The organism is Pseudomonas sp. GGS8, from assembly GCF_024168645.1.
Taxonomy (GTDB): Bacteria; Pseudomonadota; Gammaproteobacteria; order Pseudomonadales; family Pseudomonadaceae; genus Aquipseudomonas.
In genome coordinates, this window is sequence record NZ_JALJWF010000001.1 from 1,762,637 (window position 1) to 1,787,795 (window position 25,159).

Below are 25,159 nucleotides of genomic sequence, written 5' to 3' on the forward strand. Positions count from 1 at the left end.
GCGGTCGGTGTCGATTGTAATTAAGATGGGGCTTTGTTTCTTCCAGCATGTTTTCCAGCCAAGGTGCCAACCGTGAGCGTGAACAACCCTCTTCTGCAGTCCTACGACCTGCCGCCGTTCTCGGCGATCCGTGCCGAGCACGTGCAACCGGCCATTGAAAAGATCCTGGCTGACAACCGCGCCGCCATTGTCGAAATCCTCAAGGCCCAGGGCAAACAACCGACCTGGGCCGGCCTGGTGCTGGCGATGGACGAACTCAACGATCGTCTGGGCGCCGCCTGGAGCCCGGTCAGCCACCTCAATGCCGTATGCAACAGTGCCGAATTACGTGAGGCTTACGAGTCCTGCCTGCCGGCCCTGAGCGCCTATGCCACCGAACTGGGCCAGAACCGTGAACTGTTTCAAGCCTATGAAGCGCTAGCGAACAGTCCTGAGGCCGCCGGTTTCGACGTGGCGCAGAAAACCATCCTGGAGCACGCCCTGCGTGACTTCCGTCTGTCGGGTATCGACCTGCCTGCGCCTGAGCAAAAACGCTACGCCGATGTGCAGAGCAAACTGTCAGAGCTGAGCAGTCGCTTCTCCAATCAGTTGCTCGACGCCACCCAGGCCTGGACCAAACACATCACCGACGAAGCGGCCCTCGCCGGCCTGACCGACTCGGCCAAGGCGCAAATGGCCGCCGCCGCGCAAGCCAAAGACCTCGACGGCTGGCTGATCACCCTGGAATTCCCGAGTTACTACGCGGTGATGACCTACGCCCAGGACCGCGCCCTGCGCGAAGAAGTCTACGCCGCCTACTGCACCCGTGCGTCGGACCAAGGCCCGAATGCCGGTCAGAACGATAACAGCCCGGTCATGGAAGAAATCCTCGACCTGCGTCAGGAGCTGGCAAAACTGTTGAGCTTCGCCAGCTTCTCGGAGCTGAGCCTGGCGACCAAAATGGCCGAGTCCAACGATCAGGTGCTGAGTTTTCTGCGCGACCTGGCCAAGCGCAGCAAGCCGTTCGCCGTCCGGGATCTGCAACAGCTCAAGGCCTATGCCGCCGAACAGGGTTGTCCGGATCTGCAAAGCTGGGACAGCGGTTTCTACGGTGAAAAACTCCGCGAGCAGCGCTACAGCGTTGCCCAGGAAACCCTTCGCGCGTACTTCCCGATCGATAAGGTTTTGGGTGGGCTGTTCGCTATCGTCCAGCGTCTGTACGGCATCGAAATCGCCGAGCTGAAAGGCTTCGATACCTGGCACTCGGACGTTCGCCTGTTCGAAATCAAGGAAAACGGCCAGCACGTCGGTCGGTTCTTCTTCGACCTCTATGCCCGTGCCAACAAGCGTGGCGGTGCCTGGATGGACGGCGCCCGCGATCACCGCCGCACGATCAATGGCGTGCTGCAAAGCCCGGTGGCGAACCTGGTGTGCAACTTCACCCCGGCCGACAGCGGTAAACCAGCCCTGCTGACCCATGACGAAGTGACCACCCTGTTCCATGAATTCGGTCACGGCCTGCATCACCTGCTGACCCGTGTCGAGCACGCTGGCGTGTCCGGCATCAACGGCGTGGCCTGGGATGCGGTCGAACTGCCAAGCCAGTTCATGGAAAACTGGTGCTGGGAGCCGGAAGGTCTGGCACTGATTTCCGGTCACTACGAAACCGGTGAGCCACTGCCTCAAGATCTGCTGGAGAAAATGCTCGCGGCGAAGAACTTCCAGTCCGGCCTGATGATGGTCCGTCAGTTGGAGTTCTCGCTGTTCGACTTCGAGCTGCACGCCACTCACGGTGACGGCCGCAGCGTGCTACAAGTGCTCGAAGGCGTGCGCGACGAAGTCTCGGTCATGCGTGCGCCGGCCTACAATCGCTTCCCCAACAGCTTCGCCCACATCTTTGCCGGTGGTTACGCGGCGGGTTACTACAGCTATAAGTGGGCAGAAGTATTGTCTGCCGATGCCTTCTCGAAGTTCGAAGAAGACGGCGTGCTCAATGCCGAGACCGGTCGTGCGTTCCGTGAAGCGATTCTGGCGCGAGGTGGTTCCCAAGAGCCAATGGTGCTGTTCGTCGACTTCCGTGGCCGTGCGCCATCGATTGACGCACTCTTGCGTCACTGCGGCCTGACCGAGGACGCGGCAGCATGAGTGAGGGATCTGTGATTACCAAAAAACGCTTTATCGCCGGGGCGGTCTGCCCGGCCTGCAGCGAGCCGGACAAATTGATGATGTGGAACGAAGATACCGTTCCGCATCGCGAGTGCGTGGCCTGCGGTTATTCCGACACGCTGAATGAACAAGGCCTGTCGGTGCCCAAGGAATTGGGCACCCGGGTCAACACCTCGGCACTCAAGGTGCCGGACGCCAAGGTTCAGGCCGTGCAGTTTTTTCCGAACCCGAAGCTGAAGAAAAAGCCTGACGAGCAAAACTGACTGGAACACCACCTTTCACTCCCGTGAAAGGTGGTATCTATCTACCACCTTTCCCCTGCGCTTCCTTTTAGGCTGACCACATTCAGCCTCCAGTCAAGGAAGACACCATGCCAAATACCAATCCGCTTCTGCAGCACTGGGGCCTGCCGCCCTATTCGAACGTTCGTGCCGAGCATCTCGTGCCGGCCATTGAAAAAATCATTAGCGACAACCGTCAGGCCATCCCCGACATTATCGCCAGCCAATCAACATTCCCGACCTGGGACGACCTTGTGCTTGCAGTCGATGAAACCGATGCACGCCTGGATGAAGCCATGGGAATCATCGAAACCCTCGCCATGGTGAAGCACGACGGTGACACCTGGGAGTTGGCAATCAGTACATGTCGTAATGCCGTGACGCAGTACAAAACCGAAAAAATGAGCAATCAGGCGCTGTTCCGGACCTATCAAAGGCTTGCACAAAGCCCGATCGCCGCAAATTTCGATGAGTCTCGCAAAGCCGTGCTGAACAAGGCTCTGCGCAGGTTTCGTTTCTCCGGAATCGAGTTGTCCCTCGATCAACAGCAGCAACTCGCTCACCTGAACCGCGAAATCAGCGCGCTCGAGAGTCTGTTCCTAAAGCACCTGGAGAATGCGAGCTCAGCCTGGAGCAAGCGCATCGACAACGTCGCTCAACTCAACGGCTTACCCCTGGCGACCCACGATCGTCTGGCACTCAACGCCCGGCAGGCAGGGCATGCGGGCTGGCTGATAACCCTGGATCAGGACACCTACAATCAAGTCATGGCCTATGCCGAAGACCGCCCACTGCGTGAAGAGTATTTCGTTGCCTTCAGCACTCGAGCCTCCGATCAGGGGCCCCATGCCGGGCAATTCGATAATGGTCCGGTATTGGAATCGCTGTTGGCCAAGCGTCATCGCAAAGCCCAACTGCTGGGGTATGAAAACTTTGCCCAACTGAGCCTGACGAACCGGATGGCGGACTCAACCGTACAGGTTAGTGGATTTCTGCGTCGACAAGTGGCACTGAAAACACCGAGTTTCGAGGAGGATGCACAAGCGCTCAAGGCTTTCGCGACCAGCCTGGGTATCGCTGAGGTAGAGCCCTGGGACCACGAGTTTCTTGCCGAAAAGCTGCGCCAGCAATACCTCGATATGCCCCTGAAAAGCCTTCGCGATTATTTTCCACTGGACGCAACCCTGCGCCGAATCTTCCTGTTCAGCGAGCGCATGTTCGGGGTCCAGATCGTTGAGCAATCAGAGTTCAATCGCTGGCATGACAACGTCCGTCTATTTGAAGTCAGCGAGCATGGGCAGGTGATCGGGCACATTTACCTCGACCCGTTCCATCGCAAGGAGGCCCCTGACTTTCCATGGACCGCAACACCGCGTAACCGACGAGTGGACGCCGAAGGTCGATTGACCCTGCCAATTGCCGTTATTCATGCCAACTTCACTGAGGTTTTGGCTGATCAACCTTGTTTGCTGACTCATCTGGATCTGCGTGTGCTTTTCCATGAGTTTGGCCACTGCCTGCACCACACTCTGACTCGTTCACCGCATTACACTCTTTCCGGCATCTCTCAGCTGGGACGCGACACGGCGGAATTTGCCGGGCAACTATTCGAACGCTGGTGCTTTTCAGGAGAGTTTCTACTGTGGCTGGCGGCCCACTACCGCACCGGTGAACGCTTGACCGAGGCTCAAATCGATAAAGCACTGACATCGCTTCAAGCCCAAAGCAGCTGGCAGACGGCCAGATTGCTGATGGCTGGCTTGTTTGATTTCCAATTGCACCTTTCTCAAGGTGATGGCCGTAGCGCTCAGCAGGTATTCGAAGACGTACAGCGGGAAATTCCTCACTTGAAACTGTCTTCCTATAGCCGACTCGCCAACAGCTTCGATTATTTGGTGACCGGTTATGGCGCCTCGGTTTACGCCTACAACTGGTCAGATGTACTCGCCACCGAAGCCTTCAAACGCTTTGAGCGGGATTGGGTTTTCAATATCCAAACAGGTAAGGCCGTTCGCGAAGCCATTTTTTCACCTGGGGATTCACACTCTCTGTTGTTATCCCTGGCGGCGTTTCTGGAGCGGCCGCTTGCCGAGGATCTTTTCCCAGTCGCAGTGAGTAGCTGAGACAACGATTACTCGATGTGAGCCGAGTTGAACCAACTCTTCATCGAACACATGGCAAACGGACTTGTGCTGCAGTCACCGTTGGCCAGCGCCGTACGAAGTTTGTCGACATCGGCCTGCATCATGTAGCGGATGCCGTCCTTGAAGTGGGTGCTATCGCCAAAACCGCCCTGAGTCATTTCACTCAGCGCATCTTCCTTACTCCAACCCTGCACCACCACCCGGTACATCGCCGCCATCAAGCCAGTGCGATCCGAGCCGTGTTTGCAGTGCATAAGCACAGGCCCTTTGGCCTCGGCTGTCTGAATCGCGCGAAGGGCCTTGAGCACATCACTGTCATCCACGTGATTGGTGCGGTAGGGCAGCTGTATCTGAGTGATTCCGGGTTTGGACAACCAGCTTGAGTCCGGTTCAGGCAGGAAGTTGATGACGGTGGCAACCTTGAGTTTTTCCAGCAACGGCACCGCCCCTTTGTCCGGCAACGCACTGCGATAGAGCGTCGGGGACATCTGATAGAGGTTGTACTGAACCTCCACCGATTGAGCCCAGTCCGCGGGACGGGGTAAAGCAGCGTCGTCAGCATGGGCCAGCGTCAGATTGAAAAGTGCGGCCAGCGACAAAAGGAACGTCGCAGGTAGAAGGCGCAGTAGGGACATGCTCAGGCGACCGTGAAGTGGTGAATAAGTGATCGACAGCCTGAACCGTGAACAGTCAAAGACCTGTGAGGGAGTTGTCAAAGAATCGTGAATAAAACAGCATGAATCAGTAAAAGCAGATAAAGCCAGGCCAGCATGTAGTCTGATGCTGGCCTGGAAACTTCAAGGATTTACGATACTGGAGTAAGCCTTGGCCAAGGCCAGTAGCTTTGCCTTGTCGTCAGCATCGATATCGCCATCACCATCTACATCGTGATTAATGGTCTTGATCGCGAAGGACTGGCCACTATCGCTGGAAACCGCTGTGACATAGACTGAATCGACCAGGGCTTCTGTCTGCACTTCATTTAGCGCATCCCACCCCAACTCTTTACGGGCGAGTTGCATAGATACTTGCGCTTCGCGAGGGTGGGTTATGCTGGGAGCCAACAATTGTAAAAAAATACCGCGCTGATTAAAAAACGACATCATTAAATCCTTTTAATTACTAACTCACGACAACTTCGTGCAAGATGGATAGTAATGATGGTCACTGTAAGCTCGCCACCTTTCATCTGTTTCCAGTGATGACTATTACCATCTACAACTCATCTAATTAGTTTATTTATGTCGTCTTGAATATAAAGTTGCCGAGCGGTACTGGCTTATTGCTTGAGCTCCCCTGATACTGTATGCACGTACAGCTACCGGGCTTTTATCGATGAACACGCCTCTGCCACCCCGCGGTCGCGGCACCGCCACCAACCCGCACAACCGTTTCGCGCTGAACCGTTCGGTGGCCGAGGATGACGGCTGGTATCAGGAAGCGCCGATCACCCAAGGCACCGAGGTGCGCATCGAGACGGCGAAAACCATTATTACCCGCAACAACTCGCCGGACTTGCCCTTCGACCGCTCGATCAATCCCTATCGTGGCTGCGAGCATGGCTGCATCTATTGCTACGCACGGCCAAGCCATGCTTATTGGGACATGTCGCCGGGGCTGGATTTCGAAACCAAACTGATCGCCAAGACCAACGCCGCCGATGTGCTGGAAGAACAACTGTCCAAACGCGGCTATCAATGCGCGCCGATCAACCTGGGCTCCAACACCGACCCTTATCAGCCGATCGAGCGTGAACACAGAATCACCCGTAAAACTCTGGAAGTGCTGCTGCGCTACCGCCATCCAGTGACCATCGTCACCAAGGGCTCGCTGATTCTGCGCGATCTCGACCTGCTGGCCGAACTCGCCGAACAAAGGCTGGTGGCAGTAATGATCAGCCTCACCACCCTGGACGATGAGCTCAAACGCATCCTCGAACCCCGTGCTGCTGCACCCAAGGCACGACTGCGGGCGATCCGGGTGATGCGCGAAGCCGGGATTGCGGTGGGCGTTTTGTGTTCGCCGATGATTCCGATGATCAACGACAGCGAACTCGAAAGCCTGCTGGCCGAAGCCCATGCTGCAGGAGCACAGAGTGCGGCTTACATGATGTTGCGTTTACCTCTGGAAGTGGCGCCGTTGTTCGAAGAGTGGCTGGCCGCCCACTATCCTCAGCGTGCGGCTCATGTGTTGAGCCTGATCCGTCAGAGTCGTGGTGGCGAACTCTATGACAGTCGGTTCGGCGCCCGTATGCGCGGTGAAGGACCGTTTGCCGATCTGCTGGCACAGCGTTTTTCCAAAACCATCAAACGCCTGGGGCTCAACCGTCGTGAAGGTTTCGATCTGGACTGCAAAGCCTTTTGTCCGCCGGGTCGCCAGATGTCGTTGATTTAGGGACAATTTGCCCTATGGTGGAGTAGTGGAAAAGGCACGTGGCATTTAGGCTGGTCACGTTTCCTGGGACCTGGAACACACGTTCTAGAGGGCTTGATTCAGTTTGAATTAAGTTTCGACGGCTACCTTGTTCATCGAGTGACTGACGGGTCTGATTTCTTGACCTGGATGTTTTTTAAACAGCCACTGGCTTCACATCGGACAAAACGGGAAAATTCCCTGACTCCGCCAAAGAGGATGAATCATGAGTGACAAGGATAAACAGCCGTTGGCTGCGTCGGCTTCAGCCCAACCCGAGGCGGAAACCGCCGATGCAGCGCTGCAGCATATCGTTGACGGTTTTTTGCACTTTCATCACGAGATCTTTCCGCAGCAGGAAGAACTCTTCAAAAAACTCGCCACGGCCCAGCGGCCTCGGGCGATGTTCATCGCGTGCGCCGATTCGCGCATAGTTCCCGAACTGATTACCCAAAGTGCCCCCGGCGACTTGTTCGTGACCCGTAATGTCGGCAACGTCGTGCCACCTTATGGGCAAATGAACGGCGGTGTTTCCACGGCCATCGAATACGCGGTGCTGGCCCTCGGCGTGCAGCACATCATCATCTGCGGCCACTCCGACTGTGGTGCGATGCGCGCGGTGCTCAACCCGCAGAGCCTGGAAAAAATGCCGACGGTCAAAGCCTGGTTGCGCCATGCGGAAGTGGCGAAAACCATGGTCCAGGACAACTGCCATTGCTCGAATGAAAACGAGAGCATGCACATCCTCACCGAGGAGAATGTGATCGCTCAGTTGCAGCATTTGCGCACGCACCCGTCGGTGGCCTCGCGGATGGCCAACGGTCAGCTGTTTATCCATGGTTGGGTCTACAACATCGAAACCAGCGAAATCCAGGCTTACGACGCGGATAAGGGTTGTTTCTTGCCGCTCGACGGCAGTCATCCGATTCCGGTGGCGACGCCCAAAGCGCGCTTCTAAATCCTCTTCGTAACCTGTCTCACAACTTCCGTTTGCGAGACAGGTCACCAGACCCCTGTGTGGTTTAGCCGAGGCTGCTGATCAGACAGCCGGCTTTGCCATGCCTGAAGAAAACTTCGGGAGAGTCACCATGCGTGCTGCTCAACTAAAAGCTGTTCTGCCACGGGAGCTACTGGCTTCGGTGGTTGTGTTTCTCGTCGCCCTGCCCTTGTGCATGGGCATCGCCATCGCCTCGGGACTGCCACCGGCCAAAGGCCTGATCACCGGCATCATTGGTGGCCTGGTGGTCGGCTGGCTTGCCGGGTCGCCGCTGCAAGTCAGCGGCCCGGCGGCGGGTCTGGCGGTATTGGTGTTCGAACTGGTGCGCCAGCATGGTATTGCCATGCTCGGACCGATCCTGTTGCTGGCGGGTTTTCTGCAATTGGTGGCAGGGCGCCTGAAGCTGGGTTGCTGGTTTCGGGTCACGGCGCCGGCGGTGGTGTACGGCATGCTCGCCGGCATCGGTGTGTTGATCGTGCTGTCACAGGTACACGTCATGCTCGATGCCGTGCCCAAGCCCTCAGGGCTGGATAACCTGGCGGCTTTCCCCGCCGCAGTGATTCAGGCTGTGCCTTCGTTTGGCTGGCAAGCGGGTTTGCTCGGGCTGTCGACCATTGCCGTGATGTGGCTGTGGGAAAAATTCCGCCCGCATTCCCTGCGCTTCGTTCCCGGTGCATTGCTTGGGGTCGGTCTGGCAACGATCGCCAGCCTGGCGCTCGCCTTGCAGGTCAAACGTGTGGAAGTCCCAGCCAACCTGGCGCAAGCCATCGATTGGCTACGTCCGGCAGATCTGCTCAACCTGGCTGACCCAACCCTGCTGATCGCCGCCTTCGCCGTGGCCTTTATCGCCAGCGCCGAAACCCTGCTCTCGGCCGCCGCCGTGGATCGCATGCACAGCGGTCAACGCTCGGACTTCGACCGCGAATTGTCCGCACAAGGTGTGGGCAACATGTTGTGTGGTCTGCTCGGCGCGCTGCCGATGACCGGAGTAATCGTGCGCAGCTCGGCCAACGTTCAAGCCGGCGCCACCACCCGCCTGTCGGCAGTGTTCCATGGCCTGTGGTTGTTGGCTTTTGTGCTGCTGCTATCGAGCGTGCTGCAAAGCATTCCGGTGGCGAGTCTGGCGGGCGTCCTGGTTTACACCGGCTTTAAACTGGTGGACCTCAAAGCCTTTCGCGGCTTGGCCCGTTATGGCCGGATGCCGATGTTCACCTATGCGGCGACCGCACTGGCAATCATCTTCACCGACCTGCTGACCGGCGTGTTGATCGGCTTCGGCCTGACACTGGCCAAACTGGCCTGGAAGGCTTCGCGTCTGAAAATCAGCCTGATCGATCTGCCGGCGGACGGCGAGATGGAACTGCGACTGGTAGGGGCGGCAACCTTCCTCAAGGTGCCGGCGTTGACCCAGGTGCTGGGGAGCATTCCGGCAGGCGCGACGGTGCATGTACCGCTCAATAACCTGAGCTACATCGATCACTCATGCCTTGAGTTGCTGGAGGAGTGGGGCCGGGCCAATGCGGCCAAGGGTTCGAAGTTGATGATTGAAGCGCGGGGGTTGAAGCGCAGGCTTGAAGGACGGTTGCGGACCACGACGGGCGTAGGTTCCGCCGGATAGATAACAGTGTGGGAGCGGGCTTCTGTGGCGAGGGGGCTTGTCGGAACGCCGCATCGCCCCGTTCGGCTGCGAAGCAGTCGCAAAGCTTTTGGGGCCGCTTCGCGGCCCAACGGGGGCGAGCCCCCTCGCCACAAGCCCGCTCCCACAGGTGTTCGGTTCTTACCGTTGGATCAAGCCGCTGGCTGATCCAGCTCCAGCTCGACGCCCAATTGACGCGACAGGCACGGCCAACGCTTCCACGCGGCGCCGGTGTCCGGGCTGTTGAGTTTCTCGCGGTAGGCCTCCACCGACTCTAGCGCGAAACTTTCATCGTCAAGCATCTCGTCCACGGCGTGATGCACCGCCTCATCCAGCTGGTTGGCAAATTCCTCGCCGATCAGTTGGTGGGCAATCAGGTTGGCAACCGTCATGTCCAAGGGGATCAGTGGCTGGCCAAAATGCTTGATGTACAGGTCGTTGACCTCTTCAACCAAACGGTGCGCCAGATAAGCTTCATCCAGCAGGCTGTCCAGGCCGACGTGACCGGCCATGATCGCCGGCGGCTGGAGGAAGAACTGCTCGGCGATTGTCAGCACCGGCTTGATCTGCGATTCGATGCCCGCTTCCCTGGCGACTTCATTGGCTGCGTCCAGCAGGTCTGGCACTTGTTCTATATACGCGGCCACAAAACGCGTCATCACGCCGTTGGCGTCGACATCCGGCAATTGGATGGCGGAGTGAAGGTGCGGCAGTTGGGTTTCCAGCTGACGAGTCAGCAGGCCGGTCTCGGCCTCGTGTTGCAGGGCTTTTTGGATCTGCTCGCGCAATGCGGCGGTGTTCATGAAAACTCCAGGAAACAAAGGCAATGGAATAGGGAAGACATAACTTAGCTGGCTTAGGAAAAAGGCTAAGACGCATTTGTCATAATTATTTCATCCTTGAGACGTCTGCGTTATATCGATTTGCCACCACTCGTCTACATCCTTCTCCATTCGTGACCTGGAACGCAAGTCCAGGCTGTTTCAGTTGATTTACCCCGTCGCGTTGCGAGGTGGCAGTCGCTGTCTATACTCGGTTCTGAATGGAGTTAGCTGATGACACCCGACTGCATAGGCAGCAAGGCTCGGCGATTCAAGTTCGTGGTCTGAAAAAGCCGCTCCCTTGCCGCAGGCGTTACGCCTACGGGATAACAAGAACGATAAGGGGAACCCGCAATGATGCGACATCCACATGTCTGGATGGGCCTCCTGTTGTGGTCGATTTTCAGTCAGGCGCAAGCGGCCTGGACTGTCAATATGGCGCCTGGAGCGACTGAGATCAGTCACGCAGTATTCGATCTGCACATGACCATTTTCTGGATCTGTGTGGTGATCGGCATCATCGTCTTCGGCGCCATGTTCTGGTCGATGATGCTCCACCGCCGCTCGACCGGGCAGGTGGCCGCAAAATTTCATGAAAGCACCACCGTTGAAATCCTCTGGACCATCGTGCCCCTGCTAATTCTGGTGGCCATGGCGGTTCCCGCTACCGCCACCCTGATCAAGATGTACGACAACACTGAGCCGGATATCGATATCCAGGTCACCGGTTATCAGTGGAAGTGGCACTACAAATACCTGGGTCAGGACGTCGAATTCTTTAGCAACCTGACCACCCCCGCCGATCAGATCCACAACAAAGAAGCCAAGGGCGAGCATTACCTGCTGGAGGTCGACAAACCATTGGTGCTGCCGATCGGTGCCAAGGTGCGCTTTCTGGTGACCTCCGCCGACGTCATCCACTCCTGGTGGGTGCCGGCCTTCGCGGTCAAGCGCGATGCGATTCCCGGTTTCGTCAATGAATCCTGGACCCGTGTCGAAAAGCCCGGCATCTACCGTGGCCAGTGCGCCGAGTTGTGCGGCAAGGACCACGGTTTCATGCCGATCGTGGTTGAGGTCAAGGAAAAGGCCGACTACGAAAAATGGCTGGGCGAGCGCAAGGCGGAAGCCGCGCAACTCAAAGAGCTGACCAGCAAGGAATGGACCCTCGACGAGCTCAAGGAGCGCGGCGACAAGATTTATCACACCACGTGCGTGGCCTGTCACCAGGCCGAAGGCCAGGGCCTGCCGCCGATGTTCCCGGCACTCAAGGGCTCGAAAATCGCCACCGGCCCGATCAAGGATCACCTGAGCCTGGTCTTCCACGGCAAACCCGGCACCGCGATGGCGGCGTTCGGCAAACAGCTCTCGGAAGTCGATATTGCAGCGGTCGTGACCTACGAACGTAACGCCTGGGGCAACAACAAAGGCGACATGGTCACCCCTAAAGAAGTGCTGGAGCTGAAACAGGCGGAAAGCAAATGACCCGGTCTATTGCGTACTCAAGGAATCGGTCGGGGCATGACGTCCCGGTTCGCCCAGCCCAGCCGTTTGCAGGAGACAGGACATGACTGCTGTCGTCGATGACCATGTTCAAACCGAGACCGCCCACGCCCACGGCCCTGCCAAAGGCCTGATGCGTTGGGTGTTGACTACCAACCACAAGGATATCGGCACGCTGTACCTGTGGTTTGCATTCACCATGTTTCTGCTCGGCGGCTCGTTCGCGATGGTGATTCGCGCCGAGCTGTTCCAGCCGGGACTGCAAATCGTCGAACCGGCATTCTTCAACCAGATGACCACCATGCACGGCCTGGTGATGGTGTTCGGTGCGGTGATGCCGGCCTTCGTCGGCCTCGCCAACTGGATGATCCCGTTGATGATCGGCGCGCCGGACATGGCCCTGCCACGGATGAACAACTTCAGCTTCTGGCTGTTGCCGGCGGCGTTCATTCTGTTGGTGTCGACCCTGTTCACCCCCGGTGGCGGGCCGAATTTCGGCTGGACCTTCTACGCACCGCTGTCGACCACCTACGCGCCGGAAAGCGTGACGTTCTTCATCTTCGCCATCCACTTGATGGGGATCAGTTCGATCATGGGGGCGATCAATGTGATCGCGACCATCCTCAACCTGCGCGCCCCCGGCATGACGCTGATGAAAATGCCGCTGTTCGTCTGGACCTGGCTGATCACCGCGTTCCTGCTGATCGCGGTGATGCCGGTATTGGCCGGCTGCGTGACCATGATGCTGATGGACATCCACTTCGGCACCAGTTTCTTCAGTGCCGCCGGTGGCGGTGATCCGGTGCTGTTCCAGCACGTGTTCTGGTTCTTCGGTCACCCCGAGGTGTACATCATGATCCTGCCGGCCTTCGGTGCCGTCAGCTCGATCATTCCGGCGTTCTCGCGCAAGCCGCTGTTTGGCTACACCTCGATGGTCTATGCCACGGCCAGTATTGCCTTCCTGTCATTCATCGTCTGGGCGCACCACATGTTCGTGGTCGGCATTCCGCTGGTGGGCGAGTTGTTCTTTATGTATGCCACGCTGCTGATCGCAGTGCCGACCGGCGTGAAGGTGTTCAACTGGGCCAGCACCATGTGGCAAGGCTCGCTGACCTTCGAGACACCGATGCTGTTCGCCGTAGCGTTCGTGATCCTGTTCTCCATTGGCGGGTTCTCCGGGTTGATGCTGGCCATCGCCCCGGCGGACTTCCAGTACCAGGACACCTACTTCGTGGTCGCGCACTTCCATTACGTGCTGGTGCCGGGGGCGATCTTCGGGATCTTCGCCTCGGCGTACTTCTGGCTGCCGAAATGGACCGGCCACATGTACGACGAAACCCTCGGCAAGCTGCACTTCTGGCTGTCTTTCATCGGCATGAACATGGCGTTCTTCCCGATGCACTTCGTGGGTCTGGCGGGCATGCCGCGGCGAATTCCGGACTACAACCTGCAATTCGCCGACTTCAACATGGTGTCGTCGATCGGCGCGTTCATGTTTGGTGCCACGCAGATCTTCTTCCTGTTCATCGTAATCAAGACCATTCGCGGCGGCGAGCCGGCACCGGCCAAGCCGTGGGATGGCGCCGAAGGCCTGGAATGGAGTGTTCCTTCGCCCGCGCCGTATCACACCTTCACCACACCGCCGGAAGTGAAATGAACGCACTAACTCCTGTGGGAGCGGTGGAGGTTGGAAATCATGGCTGACTCGATTTCAATGAAGAAGCTGGTCACCCGCCTGTTGCTGGTGGTGGCGGCAATGTTTGTCTTCGGCTTTGCCCTGGTGCCGATCTACGACGTGATGTGCAAGGCGTTCGGCATCAATGGCAAAACCGCCGGGCAATATGAAGGCGAGCAAACGGTCGACGCCTCGCGGCAGGTTCGCGTGCAGTTTCTGTCGACCAACTCTGCAGACATGCCCTGGGATTTTTATCCCAAGAGTGATGAGCTGACCGCTCACCCCGGGGCAGTGAATGAGATGATTTTTATCGCCCACAACCCCACCGATCGGCCGATGAGCGCCCAGGCCGTGCCGAGTATCGCCCCGAGCGCAGCAGCCGCGTACTTCCACAAGACCGAATGTTTCTGCTTTACCCAGCAAGTGCTGCAGCCCGGTCAACGCATCGAGATGCCGGTACGGTTCATCGTTGACCGCGACATGCCCAAGGATGTGAAGCACCTGACGCTGTCCTACACGCTGTTCGATATCACCGCACGTCATCCGCCCGTGGCTGTTGCAGCAAGCACCGGTGGCTAGACGTTAAAGCGTGCCCGATAAGGAGAACAATAAATGGCTACTCATGAACATTATTACGTTCCAGCCCAGAGCAAATGGCCGATCATCGCCACGATCGGCATGCTGGTCACGGTGTTCGGCCTGGGCACCTGGTTCAACGACCTGAAGGCTGCGCGGCCGGAGTCCCATGGCCCGCTGATCTTTTTCGTCGGTGGGCTGCTGCTGGCCTACATGCTGTTCGGCTGGTTCGGGACGGTGGTCAAGGAGAGTCGCGCGGGGTTGTACAGCCCACAACTCGACCGCTCGTTCCGCTGGGGCATGAGCTGGTTCATTTTCTCGGAGGTGATGTTCTTCCTCGCCTTTTTCGGTGCGCTGTTTTATGTGCGCAACATTGCGGGCCCGGCACTCGGTGGTGAAGGCACCAAAGGCATCGCCCACATGCTGTGGCCGACGTTCGAGTTCACCTGGCCGCTGCTGAACAACCCGGACTCGAAACTCTTTCCTCCACCCAAGGAAGTCATCAGCCCCTGGGGCCTGCCGCTGCTCAACACCGTGCTGCTGGTGAGTTCCAGCGTCACCGTGACCATCGCTCACCACGCCTTGAAGAAAGGCCATCGCGGCGCGCTGAAAATCTGGCTGGCGCTGACCGTGTTGCTCGGTTGCGGCTTCCTGGGCTTTCAAGCCAAAGAATATCTGCACGCCTACCACGAGCTGGGCCTGACCCTGGGTTCCGGCATCTACGGTGCAACGTTCTTCATGCTCACCGGTTTCCACGGTGCCCACGTGACCATCGGCACCATCATTCTGTTCGTCATGCTGATGCGCATCATGCGCGGGCACTTCAATGCAGACCACCATTTCGGCTTCGAGGCGGCGACCTGGTACTGGCACTTTGTGGATGTGGTGTGGATCGGGTTGTTCGTTTTCGTATACGTACTTTGAGCCTGGCACTCATGACTACCAAGGCACGTGGGACACCAGCTGGCCGCTGAAAAAACCCCAGGCGATCAAGCCGACAGTGATGGCGGCCAGCGCAACACGAATACTCAAGGCGATGACCAGGCGACTCGAGCTGCTGTCGTCCTTGACCAGAAAAAACAGGCCGCTGAACAGGCTGACAACCGTGGCAATCAGCATCAGGACGATGGCTGCTTTGAGCATGGTGACACTCCGGGGGACAGGCGATGCATGTGAGTATAGCTATCGCGATGACCGACTTTCTGGCGACGCCATGAAGCGCTTCCGGCCGGGCCTCGTGCCGACTCTGGTGGTCGCGGTGCTGCTGCCCTTGCTGGTGTCACTCGGCTTCTGGCAGTTGAGTCGGGGCGCAGAGAAAAGCGCGCTGCTGCAAAATTACGCCGAGCGCCGGACGGCCGAACCGATGGCCAGCACCGAACTGCAACACACCGAAGATCCGGCCTTCCGCCGGGTTCGCCTGCACGGCCAGTTCGATGCCGAACACAGCCTGCTGCTGGATAACCGGCAGCGCGACGGCAAGGTCGGGGTCGAGCTGTTGCAACCGTTTCAGGATCAGGCCACCGGGCTCTGGTTGCTGGTCAATCGCGGCTGGCTGCCGTGGCCGGATCGGCGCACACCGCCGTCATTCATCACCCCGACTCAGGTGTTGAGCCTCGATGCCTGGGTCTACGTCTCCCCCGGCGCAACGTTCCAGTTGCACGCCGACCCGACCACCACGACCTGGCCACAACTGATCACCGCCGTTGAACCGGCCAGACTGTGGACATCGCTTGAGCGTGACGGTTTCGCCTACGAATTACGTGCGCAAAGCGGCCCAGCGACCTACCGGGCCGATTGGCCGGTGGTGGCCATGGGGCCGGAAAAACACCTGGCTTACGCCGTGCAGTGGTTCGCCCTGGCGATCGCCCTGCTCGGTCTTTATCTCTATCTCGGCTGGCACAACGCAAAGGAGAATAATAATGGGAGTGGCCATGAATCCACCCGGCATGTCTGAGGCGAAAGCACCGGTGAATCGGCGGCGCGGACGCTTGCAGTTGTTGCTGATCCTATTGGGGGTGATCGGCCCGATGATCCTCGCCACCGGCATGTACAAATTGCAGTTCTGGGTGCCCGAAGGCCGCAGTTATCACGGTGAACTGATCGGCAACGGCCAGACCCGCGCCGACATTGGCGTACAGGCGCAAGAACAACGCTGGCAGTTGCTGGTGACGGCACCGAAGAACTGTTCGGTGGACTGCCAGCAGCTGGTTTATCTGGCGCGGCAGCTCCAGATCGGCCTTGGTCGCGATGCTGCCCGTGCCAGCCATGCACTGGCCATCGCGCAGCCGCTGAACAGCGATTACGAGACTAAACTTCAACGCGAGTACCCGCAGCTGCAACGCTACTCACTGGACCTGCCGACCTACACCAAAGGCGCTCAGGGCAATGACACGCCGCACCTGTGGATCATCGACCCTCACGGCAATCTGGTGCTGCGTTACGACCCGACGGTGAAGGGCAAGGACTTGCTCAACGACCTGCGCCACCTGCTGAAACTGTCGAACATCGGATAAGGGCATCGTCATGGCCAAACCTGGATTTCGCCTCGCGCTGTTTGCCACCTTGCTGGCACTGATTGTGGTGTTGCTCGGCGCTTACACACGCTTGACCCACGCCGGCCTCGGCTGCCCGGACTGGCCCGGGTGCTACGGTTTTATCAGCGTGCCGCAAAGCGAAGCCCAGCTGGCTCATGCCGAACTGCATTTTCCAGACACCCCGGTGGAAGCCCACAAGGGCTGGAACGAAATGGTCCATCGCTACTTCGCCGGCACGCTGGGGCTGCTGATCGCGGTGCTGGCGGGCCGCGCCTGGGTCCATCGTCATCATCCGGGGCAGCCGGTGAAGTTGCCGCTGTTCCTGCTGGCGTTGGTCATTGGCCAAGCGGCTTTCGGCATGTGGACGGTGACGCTCAAGCTTTGGCCGCAAGTGGTCACCGGACATTTGCTCGGTGGTTTTGCGACCTTGAGCCTGTTGTTTCTGCTGACCTTGCGTCTGTCCGGCGTATTGCCGGCGCTGACCGTGCCTCGACGTTTGCAATACTGGGCAACCGCCGGCTTGCTGTTGGTGATCCTGCAAATTGCCCTCGGTGGCTGGGTCAGCTCCAATTACGCGGCGGTAGCCTGCATCGACTTTCCGACCTGCCACGGCCAATGGCTGCCACCGGCTGATTTCGCCAACGGCTTTCACCTGACCCAACACATCGGCCCGAATTATCTGGGCGGGCAGCTGGACAGCGATGCCCGCACCGCGATTCACCTGACTCACCGTATCGGCGCGCTACTGGTCACCCTCGTTCTGCTCGGCCTGGCCTGGCAACTGAAGGTCGTCGGCATGACGCGTCTGGCCGCCATGGTGCTGATTGCCCTGGCAGCCCAAATCACCCTGGGCATTAGCAACGTGGTATTCCACCTGCCGCTGCCAGTGGCCGTCGCCCATAACGCCGGCGGTGCAGTGCTGTTGCTGACGATGGTGCTGGTCAATTATCACGCGCGAACCAGCCTGGTTCGGATCAAGCATCAGCCCCCTGTACGCTGGCGCCTCAGCCCGCGTAAACACTCGGCCGGGCCCATCACAAAATAAAGGAGAGATGCCATGGCGACTCTGATCGGCGAACGTCACAGTCAGGCGATCTGGCGGGATTACCTGGAGCTGACCAAGCCGAAAGTGGTGGTGCTGATGCTCATCACCTCGCTGGTCGGCATGTTCCTCGCGACCCGCTCCGGGGTGCCATGGACGGTGCTGGTGTTCGGCAATCTGGGGATTGCCCTGTGTGCCGGCGGTGCGGCGGCGGTCAATCATGTGGTGGACCGGCGCATCGACGCGGTCATGGCCCGGACCCACAAACGGCCCTTGGCTGAAGGGCGGGTATCTCCGGCCGCTGCACTGACGTTCGCCCTGGTGCTGGCGATGCTCGGCCAGGCCTTGCTGCTGACTTTCACCAACCCGTTGACTGCGTGGCTGACCCTCGCGTCGTTGCTCGGTTATGCCGTGGTCTACACCGGTTTCCTGAAACGCGCGACGCCGCAGAACATCGTCATCGGTGGCCTCGCCGGCGCTGCCCCGCCGCTGCTCGGCTGGACCGCCGCTACCGGTCATGTCGGCGCCGAACCATTGCTGCTGGTGCTGATCATCTTCGCCTGGACCCCGCCGCACTTCTGGGCGCTGGCGATTCACCGCAAGGAAGAATACGCCAAGGCTGACATTCCGATGCTGCCGGTGACCCATGGCGAGCACTACACCAAAGTCCACATCCTGCTTTATACCTTTGCGTTGCTGGCCGTCAGCCTGATGCCTTACGTGATCCACATGAGCGGCGTGCTCTACCTGATGTGTGCCCTCGCACTGGGCGCAAGGTTTCTGCAATGGGCCGTGGTGCTGTACCGTGGCACTCGACCGCACGCGGCGATCAACACGTTCAAGTACTCTATTTACTACTTGTTCCTGCTGTTTATCGCGCTGCTCGCAGACCACTACTTACTGTTGATCCTATGACTCGAACCCAGAAAACCGTCTTCATCCTCGTTGCCCTGATCGCGCTGATTCTGGGTCTGACCATCAATAAAGTTCTGACTGGGAAAAACCAGGGTGACCCGACGGCACTGATCGATGCGGGAATCATCCTGCTGCCCCAAAGCCGTAATTTGCCGGATGTGAAGATGACCGATCAGGACGGCAAGCCAGTGGCGGTCAACGAACTGAAAGGCAAGTGGAGTTTGCTGTTCTTCGGCTATACCTTCTGCCCGGACATCTGCCCGACCACCCTCGCCCAGTTGCGGCAGATCAAGAGCGAATTGCCGCCAGAGGCTGTGGATAAGTTGCAGATCATTCTGGTCAGCGTCGACCCGAACCGCGATACGCCCAAGCAACTCAAGCAGTACCTGGGCTACTTCGATCCGCAATTCATCGGGCTGACCGCATCCTCGGTCGAAGACCTTCAGAAAATGGCCAACGCGGTGAGCATTCCGTTCATTCCGGCGGACACCAGCAAGCCCAATTACACCGTTGATCACAGCGGCAATCTGGCGGTGATCGGGCCGGACGGGACACAACGCGGATTCATTCGTGCACCGTTGAACAATCAGAAACTGGTGGCGCAGCTGCCGGTGATGCTCAAGCGCGAATAACCGACACAGAACTGGTATTTCAGGCATAAAAAAACGGGGACGCAATCAATGCGTCCCCGTTTTTTTTGCGTCAGATCAGAACGCCGGCAATACCGCGCCTTTGTACTTCTCGAGAATGAAGGCTTTCACTTCCGGGCTGTGCAGGGCAGCAACCAGTTTCTGCATCGCCGCGCTGTCCTTGTCGTCCGGACGGGCAACGAGGATGTTCACGTATGGCGAGTCGCTGCCTTCGATGACCAACGCGTCCTTGGATGGATCGAGCTTGGCTTCCAGCGCGTAGTTGGTGTTGATCAGTGCCAGGTCGACCTGAGTCAGCACGCGCGGGATGGTCGCGGCTTCCAGTTCACGGAATTTCAGGTCCTTGGTGTTCTCGGTGATGTCCTTGACAGTCGACAGGATGTTGTTCGAATCCTTCAACTTGATCAGGCCAGCCTTCGCCAGCAGCAACAGCGCGCGGCCGCCGTTGGTGGCGTCGTTCGGGATCACCACGTTGGCACCGCCCGGCAGCTCTTCCAGTTTTTTGTACTTGGTGGAGTAAGCGCCCAGCGGCTCCAGGTGCACACCGGCAACGCTGACGAGGTGGGTGCCCTTGGCCTTGTTGAACTCATCCAGGTACGGTTGGTGCTGGAAGAAGTTGGCGTCCAGACGCTTCTCGGCCACCTGCACGTTCGGCTGGATGTAGTCGGTGAAGACTTTGACTTTCAGGTCGACGCCTTCTTTGGCCAGGGCCGGTTTAACGAATTCGAGAATTTCCGCGTGCGGCACCGGGGTGGCCGCAACGGTCAGCGTATCGGCAGCGTGGGCAGAAAAGGCTGCAACGGCAGCGAACGCGACGAGTAGTTTTTTCATTCAGCTAACTCCTTGTGAGGCGCCAGTCTTCGGCGCCTGCCAGCGAATGGCCGGCTCATGTCTTAGTGACGAAAACTGTTTATTTGCGGGAGAAATGAACCACCAGCTTGTCGCCGACGGTTTGTAGCACTTGAACCAGCACCAGCAGCAGCACCACGGTGACCACCATCACGTCGGTCTGGAAACGCTGGTAACCGAAACGGATCGCCAGGTCGCCCAAGCCGCCAGCGCCGACCACACCGGCCATCGCTGTGTAGGACACCAGTGTAATCGCTGTCACCGTAATCGCCGCGAAGATGCCCGGACGGGCTTCCGGCAGCAAGGCGTTGGTGATGATCTGACGGGTCGTCGCGCCCATGGCCTGGGTTGCCTCGATGATGCCGCGATCCACTTCACGCAGGGCGGTTTCCACCAGTCGCGCGAAGAACGGCGTGGCGCCCACCACCAGCGGTGGAATCGCACCGGCGACACCGAGGGAGGTGCCGGTAATCAACACGGTGAACGGAATCATCACGATCAGCAAAATGATGAACGGCAGCGAACGCAGAATGTTCACCACCAGCGACAGCATCGCGTAAACGCCTTTGGCTTCCAGCAACTGGCGCGGGCTGCACAAAAACAACAGCACGCCCAACGGCAACCCCAACAGCACGGTGAACAACAACGAACCGCCAAGCATCAGCAGGGTGTCACCGGTGGCCAGCCAGATTTCGTACCAGTCGATATTGGAAAAGAAACTCATCAGGACTTCCATCAGCGCAGCACCTCCATGTGGACATCAGCTGCGGTGAAGTGAGCAAACGCCGCTTCCATGTCGCCACCGGTGACGGCCAGGGTCAATTGGCCGTAGGGAACTTCTTTGATGCGATCGATACGGCCGGCCAGGATGCTGTAATCCACCCCCGTTTCACGGGCGACGGTCCCCAGCAACGGCGCGTAGGTCGCTTCGCCCTGGAAGGTCAGACGCACGATACGACCCGGTACATGAGCGAAGTCGTCGCGCTGTTCGTTTTCGTCGATCTGCTCGTCTTCCTGCACGAAGCGCTTGGTGGTCGGGTGCTTGGGATGCAGGAACACCTCGGCCACCGAACCTTGCTCGACGATCACACCAGCATCCATCACCGCCACCTGATCGCAGACCCGACGGATCACATCCATCTCGTGGGTGATCAGGACGATGGTCAGCTTCAGCTCGCGATTGATCTCGGCCAGCAGTTGCAAAACCGATGCCGTGGTCTGTGGGTCGAGGGCACTGGTGGCTTCGTCGCACAACAAAATTTTCGGCTTGGTTGCCAGGGCGCGGGCGATGCCGACACGCTGCTTCTGACCACCGGACAGTTGTGCCGGGTACTTTTTCGCATGGTCGGCCAGGCCAACCCGTGCCAGCAACTGCGCCACACGCTGGTCGATTTCGCTGCGCGACAGCTCACCCGCCAGGGTCAACGGCAATGCGACGTTGTCGGCCACAGTCTTGGATGCCAGCAAGTTGAAGTGCTGGAAAATCATCCCGACCTGCTGACGGAAACGCCGCAGGCCATTGGCATCCAGCGCCGTGACTTCTTCGCCATCGACGATGATCTTACCGCCACTGGAGTTCTCCAGGCGGTTGATCAGACGCAGCAGGGTACTTTTTCCCGCACCGGAATGGCCGATCAGGCCGAAGACCTGACCGTTCTCAATCGTCAGACTGGTCGAATGCAGGGCGGGAATATCCTTACCGGCGACGCGGTAAGTTTTGTGGACGTTTTGAAACTCGATCACGTAGCGAACCTTGTGGGGCGCGTTAGAAAAGGATCAGCGGTTAGCCGGGCGCGCATTTTAGCCTGTCCGTATAGAGGTTCTTAGCATTTATTTCGCTTTCAACCAGCGATTTGGCAATAAGGCGATCAAAGGTCAGAAAAAAGGAACGGCGCCAGTGCCCCATCAGTCACTCATTAAGCAACTCGAAAAAGCCAGAGCCATGCTAATGAGCCCTGGCCACGACGAGAATCGCAACGAGGAGTCTACGTCTGATGAGTACTAAAAAGCCTGCCGCCACCCGCACACTGGCCGGGACCGATACCCTGGACCGCAGCAACACCAATCCCAAGCTCGACAGCCTGGAACAATTTCGCTCCGACGCCACCGAGCAAGCCCTGCGCACCAACCAGGGTGTGAAGATCGCGGACAATCAGAACACGTTGAAGGCCGGCGCCCGTGGGCCGTCATTGCTGGAGGACTTCATCATGCGTGAAAAGATCACGCATTTTGACCATGAACGTATTCCTGAGCGCATCGTTCATGCCCGTGGCACTGGCGCCCATGGTTACTTCCAGGCCTACGAGCCCCATTCCGTGCTGACCAAGGCCGCATTCCTACAAAATCCACATCAAAAAACTCCGGTTTTTGTGCGCTTTTCCACGGTGCAAGGCCCGCGCGGGTCGGGCGATACCGTGCGCGACGTACGCGGTTTCGCGGTGAAGTTTTTCACCGACGAAGGCAACTTCGACCTCGTCGGTAACAACATGCCGGTGTTTTTCATTCAGGATGCGATCAAGTTTCCTGACTTCGTGCATGCGGTAAAACCCGAGCCCCACAACGAGATTCCTACTGGCGGTTCGGCTCACGACACCTTTTGGGACTTTGTTTCTCTGGTGCCGGAGTCCGCGCACATGGTGATCTGGACCATGTCCGACCGGGCAATCCCCAAAAGCCTGCGCAGCATGCAAGGCTTCGGCGTGCACACCTTCCGCATGATCAACGCCGAGGGCAAATCGCGTTTCGTCAAATTCCACTGGCGCCCCGTCGCGGGTACCTGCTCATTGGTGTGGGGTGAAGCGCAGCAGCTCGCCGGGAAAGACGCCGACTTCCATCGCCGTGATCTCTGGGAGTCCATCGAGACGGGGGACTACCCGGAGTGGGAATTGGGCGTACAGGTCATCGAGGAGGAAAGCGAACACGCCTTCGACTTCGACATCCTTGATCCGACCAAGCTCATCCCCGAGGAAATCGTACCGATCACTCCGCTGGGCAAGATGGTGCTCAACCGCAATCCGGACAGCTTCTTCGCCGAGACCGAGCAGGTTGCCTTCTGTCCAGGGCATATCGTGCCCGGAATCGATTTTTCGAATGATCCGCTGCTACAAGGCCGGCTGTTTTCCTACACCGATACGCAAATCAGCCGACTTGGCGGACCGAACTTTCACGAGATCCCGATCAACCGCCCACTGGCGCCATTCCACAACGGTCAACGGGATGCACAGCACCGCACCACCATCGACAAGGGGCGTGCTTCCTACGAGCCGAACTCCATCGACAGTGGCTGGCCGAAGGAAACCCTGCCCGCAGCGCAGGACGGCGGCTTCGAGAGTTACCCGGAGCGCATCGACACCGCCAAGATCCGCCAGCGCAGCGAGTCATTCAGCGACCACTTCTCCCAGGCTCGCCTGTTTTTTCACAGCATGAGCAAGCACGAGCAGGAACACATCATTGCCGCCTACAGCTTTGAGCTGGGCAAGGTCGAACGCGAGTTTATTCGTGTGCGTCAGGTCAATGAGATCCTGGCCAATATCGATCTGGAACTGGCCAAACGCGTGGCGCAGAACCTGGGCTTGCCGGTGCCGAAGACTGGAACGGTCAAGGTGCGTAACACTTCACTGGATCACTCCCCTGCCCTGAGCCAGGCCAACTTGTTGCCCGAAGACATCAAAACCCGAAAAGTCGCGATCCTGGCGGCCAACGGTGTCGATGGTGCGGCGATTGATGCCATGAAAAAAGCGCTGAAGGCAGAAGGTGCTCACGCCAAATTGCTCGGCCCGACCTCGGCCCCCGTGACGACCGCCAATGGCAAAGCACTACCGGTCGATGCTTCGATGGAAGGTTTACCGTCCGTGGCCTTCGACGCGGTGTTCGTGCCGGGTGGCGCGGCGTCGATCAAGGCATTGATCAGCGATGGTGTGGCGCTGCATTACCTGTTGGAGGCATACAAGCACCTGAAGGCGATCGCCTTGCATGGCGAAGCGAAGCAGTTGCTGGAGGTATTGAAACTGGAAGCGGACGCGGGGTTGATCGTGGGTACGGATACCAAGTTGTTCAAGGCGTTTTTTGCCGCGATCGGTCAGCATCGGATATGGGACAGGGAGCCTAAGGCCAAGGCGATTCCGGCTTAAAGCTGTATTGCTAAAGAGGACGCCATCGCGGGCAAGCCCGCTCCCACAGGTTTTTGGGGTGACCACGGATCTGTGGCCATTCCTCATCCCATGTGGGAGCGGGCTTGCCCGCGATGCTTTTAGGGCTTGCGAGGGCTCAAAACCATCTGCGCCGGAATGTTGCGCAGAATCTGCTTCTGCAGCTTCAGATCAAACCCCGAATCCAGCTTCTTCACCCGTTTGGTCAGCAACGTGGCCAGCCAAGGGTAATCCTGGGTGCGGGGAACCTGAATGCTCACGTCGCACTGATAATTCACCACATCGGTGGCGATGGCATCCAGTTGGCGACGAAGTTTGCTCATGTCGGTGAGGTTCAACGCCACCGTCGTGCTTTCAGCCGTCGGGTCGATCACTTTGGCCTGCGGTTTGGCTTCGGCAGCCTTGAGGGCCGCTTCGGCTTTATCCAGTTCAGCCTTGCGTGCATGAACAATCGCATTGTTAACGCCACCGGTCAGCGCCGGGGCCTTGGGCATCAACACCCTGGCACGGCTGAGCGCAGTGGCCGCGGCATTCACATCACCTTTTTGCAGCACGATCTGGCTGCGCAGCAAATAGGCTTCGGCCAATTGCCGCTGGTATTGCTCAAGGGATTGATCGTTGGGCGACTCGGCCTGCAAGGCCGCCAATTGGTCCTCGGCGGTGGCCAGCTCGCTGCTGGCCAGGCTTTGTTCCAGTTGTGCAATAGCCGTGGCCCGCGCATCGGGGGCCTCGGTGGCCGCCGGTGGCGTGCTTTGGCAAGCACCCAGTAACAGCGAAAATGCGACAAGGAGCAGATAACGGGAGGCGAACGGCTTCATTCCTGCGACTCTCTAT

23 protein-coding genes and 1 pseudogene are annotated in these 25,159 nt (G+C 58.6%); 16 read left to right on the forward strand and 8 right to left on the reverse strand.

Features of this window, described 5'->3' with window-relative positions:
- Positions 1 to 72: 72 nt before the first annotated feature.
- The 3 genes from prlC to J3D54_RS07720 all read left to right on the forward strand — a co-directional run bounded on the left by prlC (position 73) and on the right by J3D54_RS07720 (position 4,549).
- Positions 73 to 2,124: an oligopeptidase A gene (prlC, locus tag J3D54_RS07710; protein ID WP_253417377.1), complete on the forward strand. Its 2,052-nt coding sequence runs from the start codon at positions 73 to 75 to the stop codon at positions 2,122 to 2,124.
- Positions 2,121 to 2,408, forward strand: coding sequence for a YheV family putative zinc ribbon protein (locus J3D54_RS07715; protein ID WP_253417378.1), 288 nt, complete (start codon positions 2,121 to 2,123; stop codon positions 2,406 to 2,408). The genes prlC and J3D54_RS07715 overlap by 4 nt, the downstream gene beginning before the upstream one ends.
- A 107-nt stretch (positions 2,409 to 2,515) precedes the next feature.
- Positions 2,516 to 4,549: a M3 family metallopeptidase gene (locus J3D54_RS07720; RefSeq protein WP_253417379.1), complete on the forward strand. Its 2,034-nt coding sequence runs from the start codon at positions 2,516 to 2,518 to the stop codon at positions 4,547 to 4,549.
- Between the two features lie 8 nt (positions 4,550 to 4,557).
- Here the strand turns inward: J3D54_RS07720 and J3D54_RS07725 are convergent, their stop codons facing one another.
- On the reverse strand, positions 4,558 to 5,205 hold the full coding sequence (locus tag J3D54_RS07725) for a dual specificity protein phosphatase family protein (protein WP_253417380.1): 648 nt from the start codon (positions 5,203 to 5,205) through the stop codon (positions 4,558 to 4,560).
- A gap of 162 nt (positions 5,206 to 5,367) precedes the next feature.
- Entirely contained in the window at positions 5,368 to 5,673 is a 306-nt protein-coding gene (locus tag J3D54_RS07730) for a hypothetical protein (RefSeq protein ID WP_253417381.1), read from the reverse strand.
- A 232-nt stretch (positions 5,674 to 5,905) separates the two neighbouring features.
- Here J3D54_RS07730 and J3D54_RS07735 point away from each other — a divergent pair, with 232 nt between their 5' ends.
- The 3 genes from J3D54_RS07735 (at position 5,906) to J3D54_RS07745 (ending at position 9,597) form a co-directional block, all read left to right on the forward strand.
- Positions 5,906 to 6,964, forward strand: a complete 1,059-nt coding sequence (locus J3D54_RS07735) for a PA0069 family radical SAM protein (protein WP_253417382.1) — start codon at positions 5,906 to 5,908, stop codon at positions 6,962 to 6,964.
- A 244-nt stretch (positions 6,965 to 7,208) separates the two neighbouring features.
- Positions 7,209 to 7,940: a carbonic anhydrase gene (locus tag J3D54_RS07740; protein WP_253417383.1), complete on the forward strand. Its 732-nt coding sequence runs from the start codon at positions 7,209 to 7,211 to the stop codon at positions 7,938 to 7,940.
- Between the two features lie 130 nt (positions 7,941 to 8,070).
- On the forward strand, positions 8,071 to 9,597 hold the full coding sequence (locus tag J3D54_RS07745; RefSeq protein WP_253417384.1) for a SulP family inorganic anion transporter: 1,527 nt from the start codon (positions 8,071 to 8,073) through the stop codon (positions 9,595 to 9,597).
- Positions 9,598 to 9,767: 170 nt separating this feature from the next.
- On the opposite strand, the gene J3D54_RS07750 is transcribed toward J3D54_RS07745, so the two are convergent.
- Positions 9,768 to 10,418: a hypothetical protein gene (locus J3D54_RS07750; RefSeq protein WP_019580288.1), complete on the reverse strand. Its 651-nt coding sequence runs from the start codon at positions 10,416 to 10,418 to the stop codon at positions 9,768 to 9,770.
- 372 nt (positions 10,419 to 10,790) lie between these two features.
- On the opposite strand from J3D54_RS07750, the gene coxB reads away from it, so the two are divergent.
- The 4 genes from coxB to J3D54_RS07770 all read left to right on the forward strand — a co-directional run bounded on the left by coxB (position 10,791) and on the right by J3D54_RS07770 (position 15,111).
- Positions 10,791 to 11,918, forward strand: coding sequence for a cytochrome c oxidase subunit II (coxB, locus tag J3D54_RS07755; protein ID WP_253417385.1), 1,128 nt, complete (start codon positions 10,791 to 10,793; stop codon positions 11,916 to 11,918).
- Between the two features lie 82 nt (positions 11,919 to 12,000).
- A complete protein-coding gene (gene ctaD, locus J3D54_RS07760; protein ID WP_253417386.1) occupies positions 12,001 to 13,593 on the forward strand; it encodes a cytochrome c oxidase subunit I in 1,593 nt (530 codons plus the stop codon).
- 39 nt (positions 13,594 to 13,632) lie between these two features.
- Positions 13,633 to 14,190, forward strand: a complete 558-nt coding sequence (locus J3D54_RS07765) for a cytochrome c oxidase assembly protein (protein ID WP_253417387.1) — start codon at positions 13,633 to 13,635, stop codon at positions 14,188 to 14,190.
- Positions 14,191 to 14,223: 33 nt separating this feature from the next.
- Positions 14,224 to 15,111, forward strand: a complete 888-nt coding sequence (locus J3D54_RS07770; RefSeq protein ID WP_018927260.1) for a cytochrome c oxidase subunit 3 — start codon at positions 14,224 to 14,226, stop codon at positions 15,109 to 15,111.
- A gap of 15 nt (positions 15,112 to 15,126) precedes the next feature.
- Here the strand turns inward: J3D54_RS07770 and J3D54_RS07775 are convergent, their stop codons facing one another.
- A complete protein-coding gene (locus tag J3D54_RS07775) occupies positions 15,127 to 15,330 on the reverse strand; it encodes a twin transmembrane helix small protein (RefSeq protein WP_253417388.1) in 204 nt (67 codons plus the stop codon).
- Between the two features lie 70 nt (positions 15,331 to 15,400).
- Here J3D54_RS07775 and J3D54_RS07780 point away from each other — a divergent pair, with 70 nt between their 5' ends.
- The 5 genes and pseudogenes from J3D54_RS07780 to J3D54_RS07800 all read left to right on the forward strand — a co-directional run bounded on the left by J3D54_RS07780 (position 15,401) and on the right by J3D54_RS07800 (position 19,310).
- Positions 15,401 to 16,141, forward strand: coding sequence for an SURF1 family protein (locus J3D54_RS07780; RefSeq protein WP_253417389.1), 741 nt, complete (start codon positions 15,401 to 15,403; stop codon positions 16,139 to 16,141).
- Positions 16,107 to 16,700, forward strand: coding sequence for a hypothetical protein (locus J3D54_RS07785; RefSeq protein WP_253417390.1), 594 nt, complete (start codon positions 16,107 to 16,109; stop codon positions 16,698 to 16,700). The genes J3D54_RS07780 and J3D54_RS07785 overlap by 35 nt, the downstream gene beginning before the upstream one ends.
- Before the next feature lie 10 nt (positions 16,701 to 16,710).
- Positions 16,711 to 17,791 (forward strand): annotated as a pseudogene (locus tag J3D54_RS07790) (heme A synthase).
- Complete coding sequence (gene cyoE, locus J3D54_RS07795; RefSeq protein ID WP_253417391.1) at positions 17,779 to 18,678, forward strand: heme o synthase; 900 nt, start codon at positions 17,779 to 17,781, stop codon at positions 18,676 to 18,678. The pseudogene J3D54_RS07790 and the gene cyoE overlap by 13 nt, the downstream one beginning before the upstream one ends.
- The gene (locus J3D54_RS07800; protein WP_253417392.1) at positions 18,675 to 19,310 is read left to right on the forward strand and encodes an SCO family protein; all 636 of its coding nucleotides are present in this window, start codon (positions 18,675 to 18,677) and stop codon (positions 19,308 to 19,310) included. The genes cyoE and J3D54_RS07800 overlap by 4 nt, the downstream gene beginning before the upstream one ends.
- A gap of 75 nt (positions 19,311 to 19,385) precedes the next feature.
- Here the strand turns inward: J3D54_RS07800 and J3D54_RS07805 are convergent, their stop codons facing one another.
- The 3 genes from J3D54_RS07805 to J3D54_RS07815 all read right to left on the reverse strand — a co-directional run bounded on the left by J3D54_RS07805 (position 19,386) and on the right by J3D54_RS07815 (position 21,920).
- Positions 19,386 to 20,159, reverse strand: a complete 774-nt coding sequence (locus tag J3D54_RS07805; RefSeq protein ID WP_253417393.1) for a MetQ/NlpA family ABC transporter substrate-binding protein — start codon at positions 20,157 to 20,159, stop codon at positions 19,386 to 19,388.
- 79 nt (positions 20,160 to 20,238) lie between these two features.
- Positions 20,239 to 20,913 (reverse strand): methionine ABC transporter permease, encoded by a 675-nt coding sequence (locus J3D54_RS07810; protein ID WP_018927268.1) that lies wholly within the window; start codon positions 20,911 to 20,913, stop codon positions 20,239 to 20,241.
- On the reverse strand, positions 20,913 to 21,920 hold the full coding sequence (locus J3D54_RS07815) for a methionine ABC transporter ATP-binding protein (protein ID WP_253417394.1): 1,008 nt from the start codon (positions 21,918 to 21,920) through the stop codon (positions 20,913 to 20,915). Before J3D54_RS07815 ends, J3D54_RS07810 begins: the two co-directional genes overlap by 1 nt.
- A 248-nt stretch (positions 21,921 to 22,168) precedes the next feature.
- Between J3D54_RS07815 and katE the strand changes: the two genes are divergently transcribed.
- Positions 22,169 to 24,307: a catalase HPII gene (gene katE, locus J3D54_RS07820; protein ID WP_301293557.1), complete on the forward strand. Its 2,139-nt coding sequence runs from the start codon at positions 22,169 to 22,171 to the stop codon at positions 24,305 to 24,307.
- 119 nt (positions 24,308 to 24,426) lie between these two features.
- Here the strand turns inward: katE and J3D54_RS07825 are convergent, their stop codons facing one another.
- Positions 24,427 to 25,143, reverse strand: coding sequence for a PA5502 family lipoprotein (locus J3D54_RS07825; protein ID WP_253417396.1), 717 nt, complete (start codon positions 25,141 to 25,143; stop codon positions 24,427 to 24,429).
- Between the last annotated feature and the right edge of the window lie 16 nt (positions 25,144 to 25,159).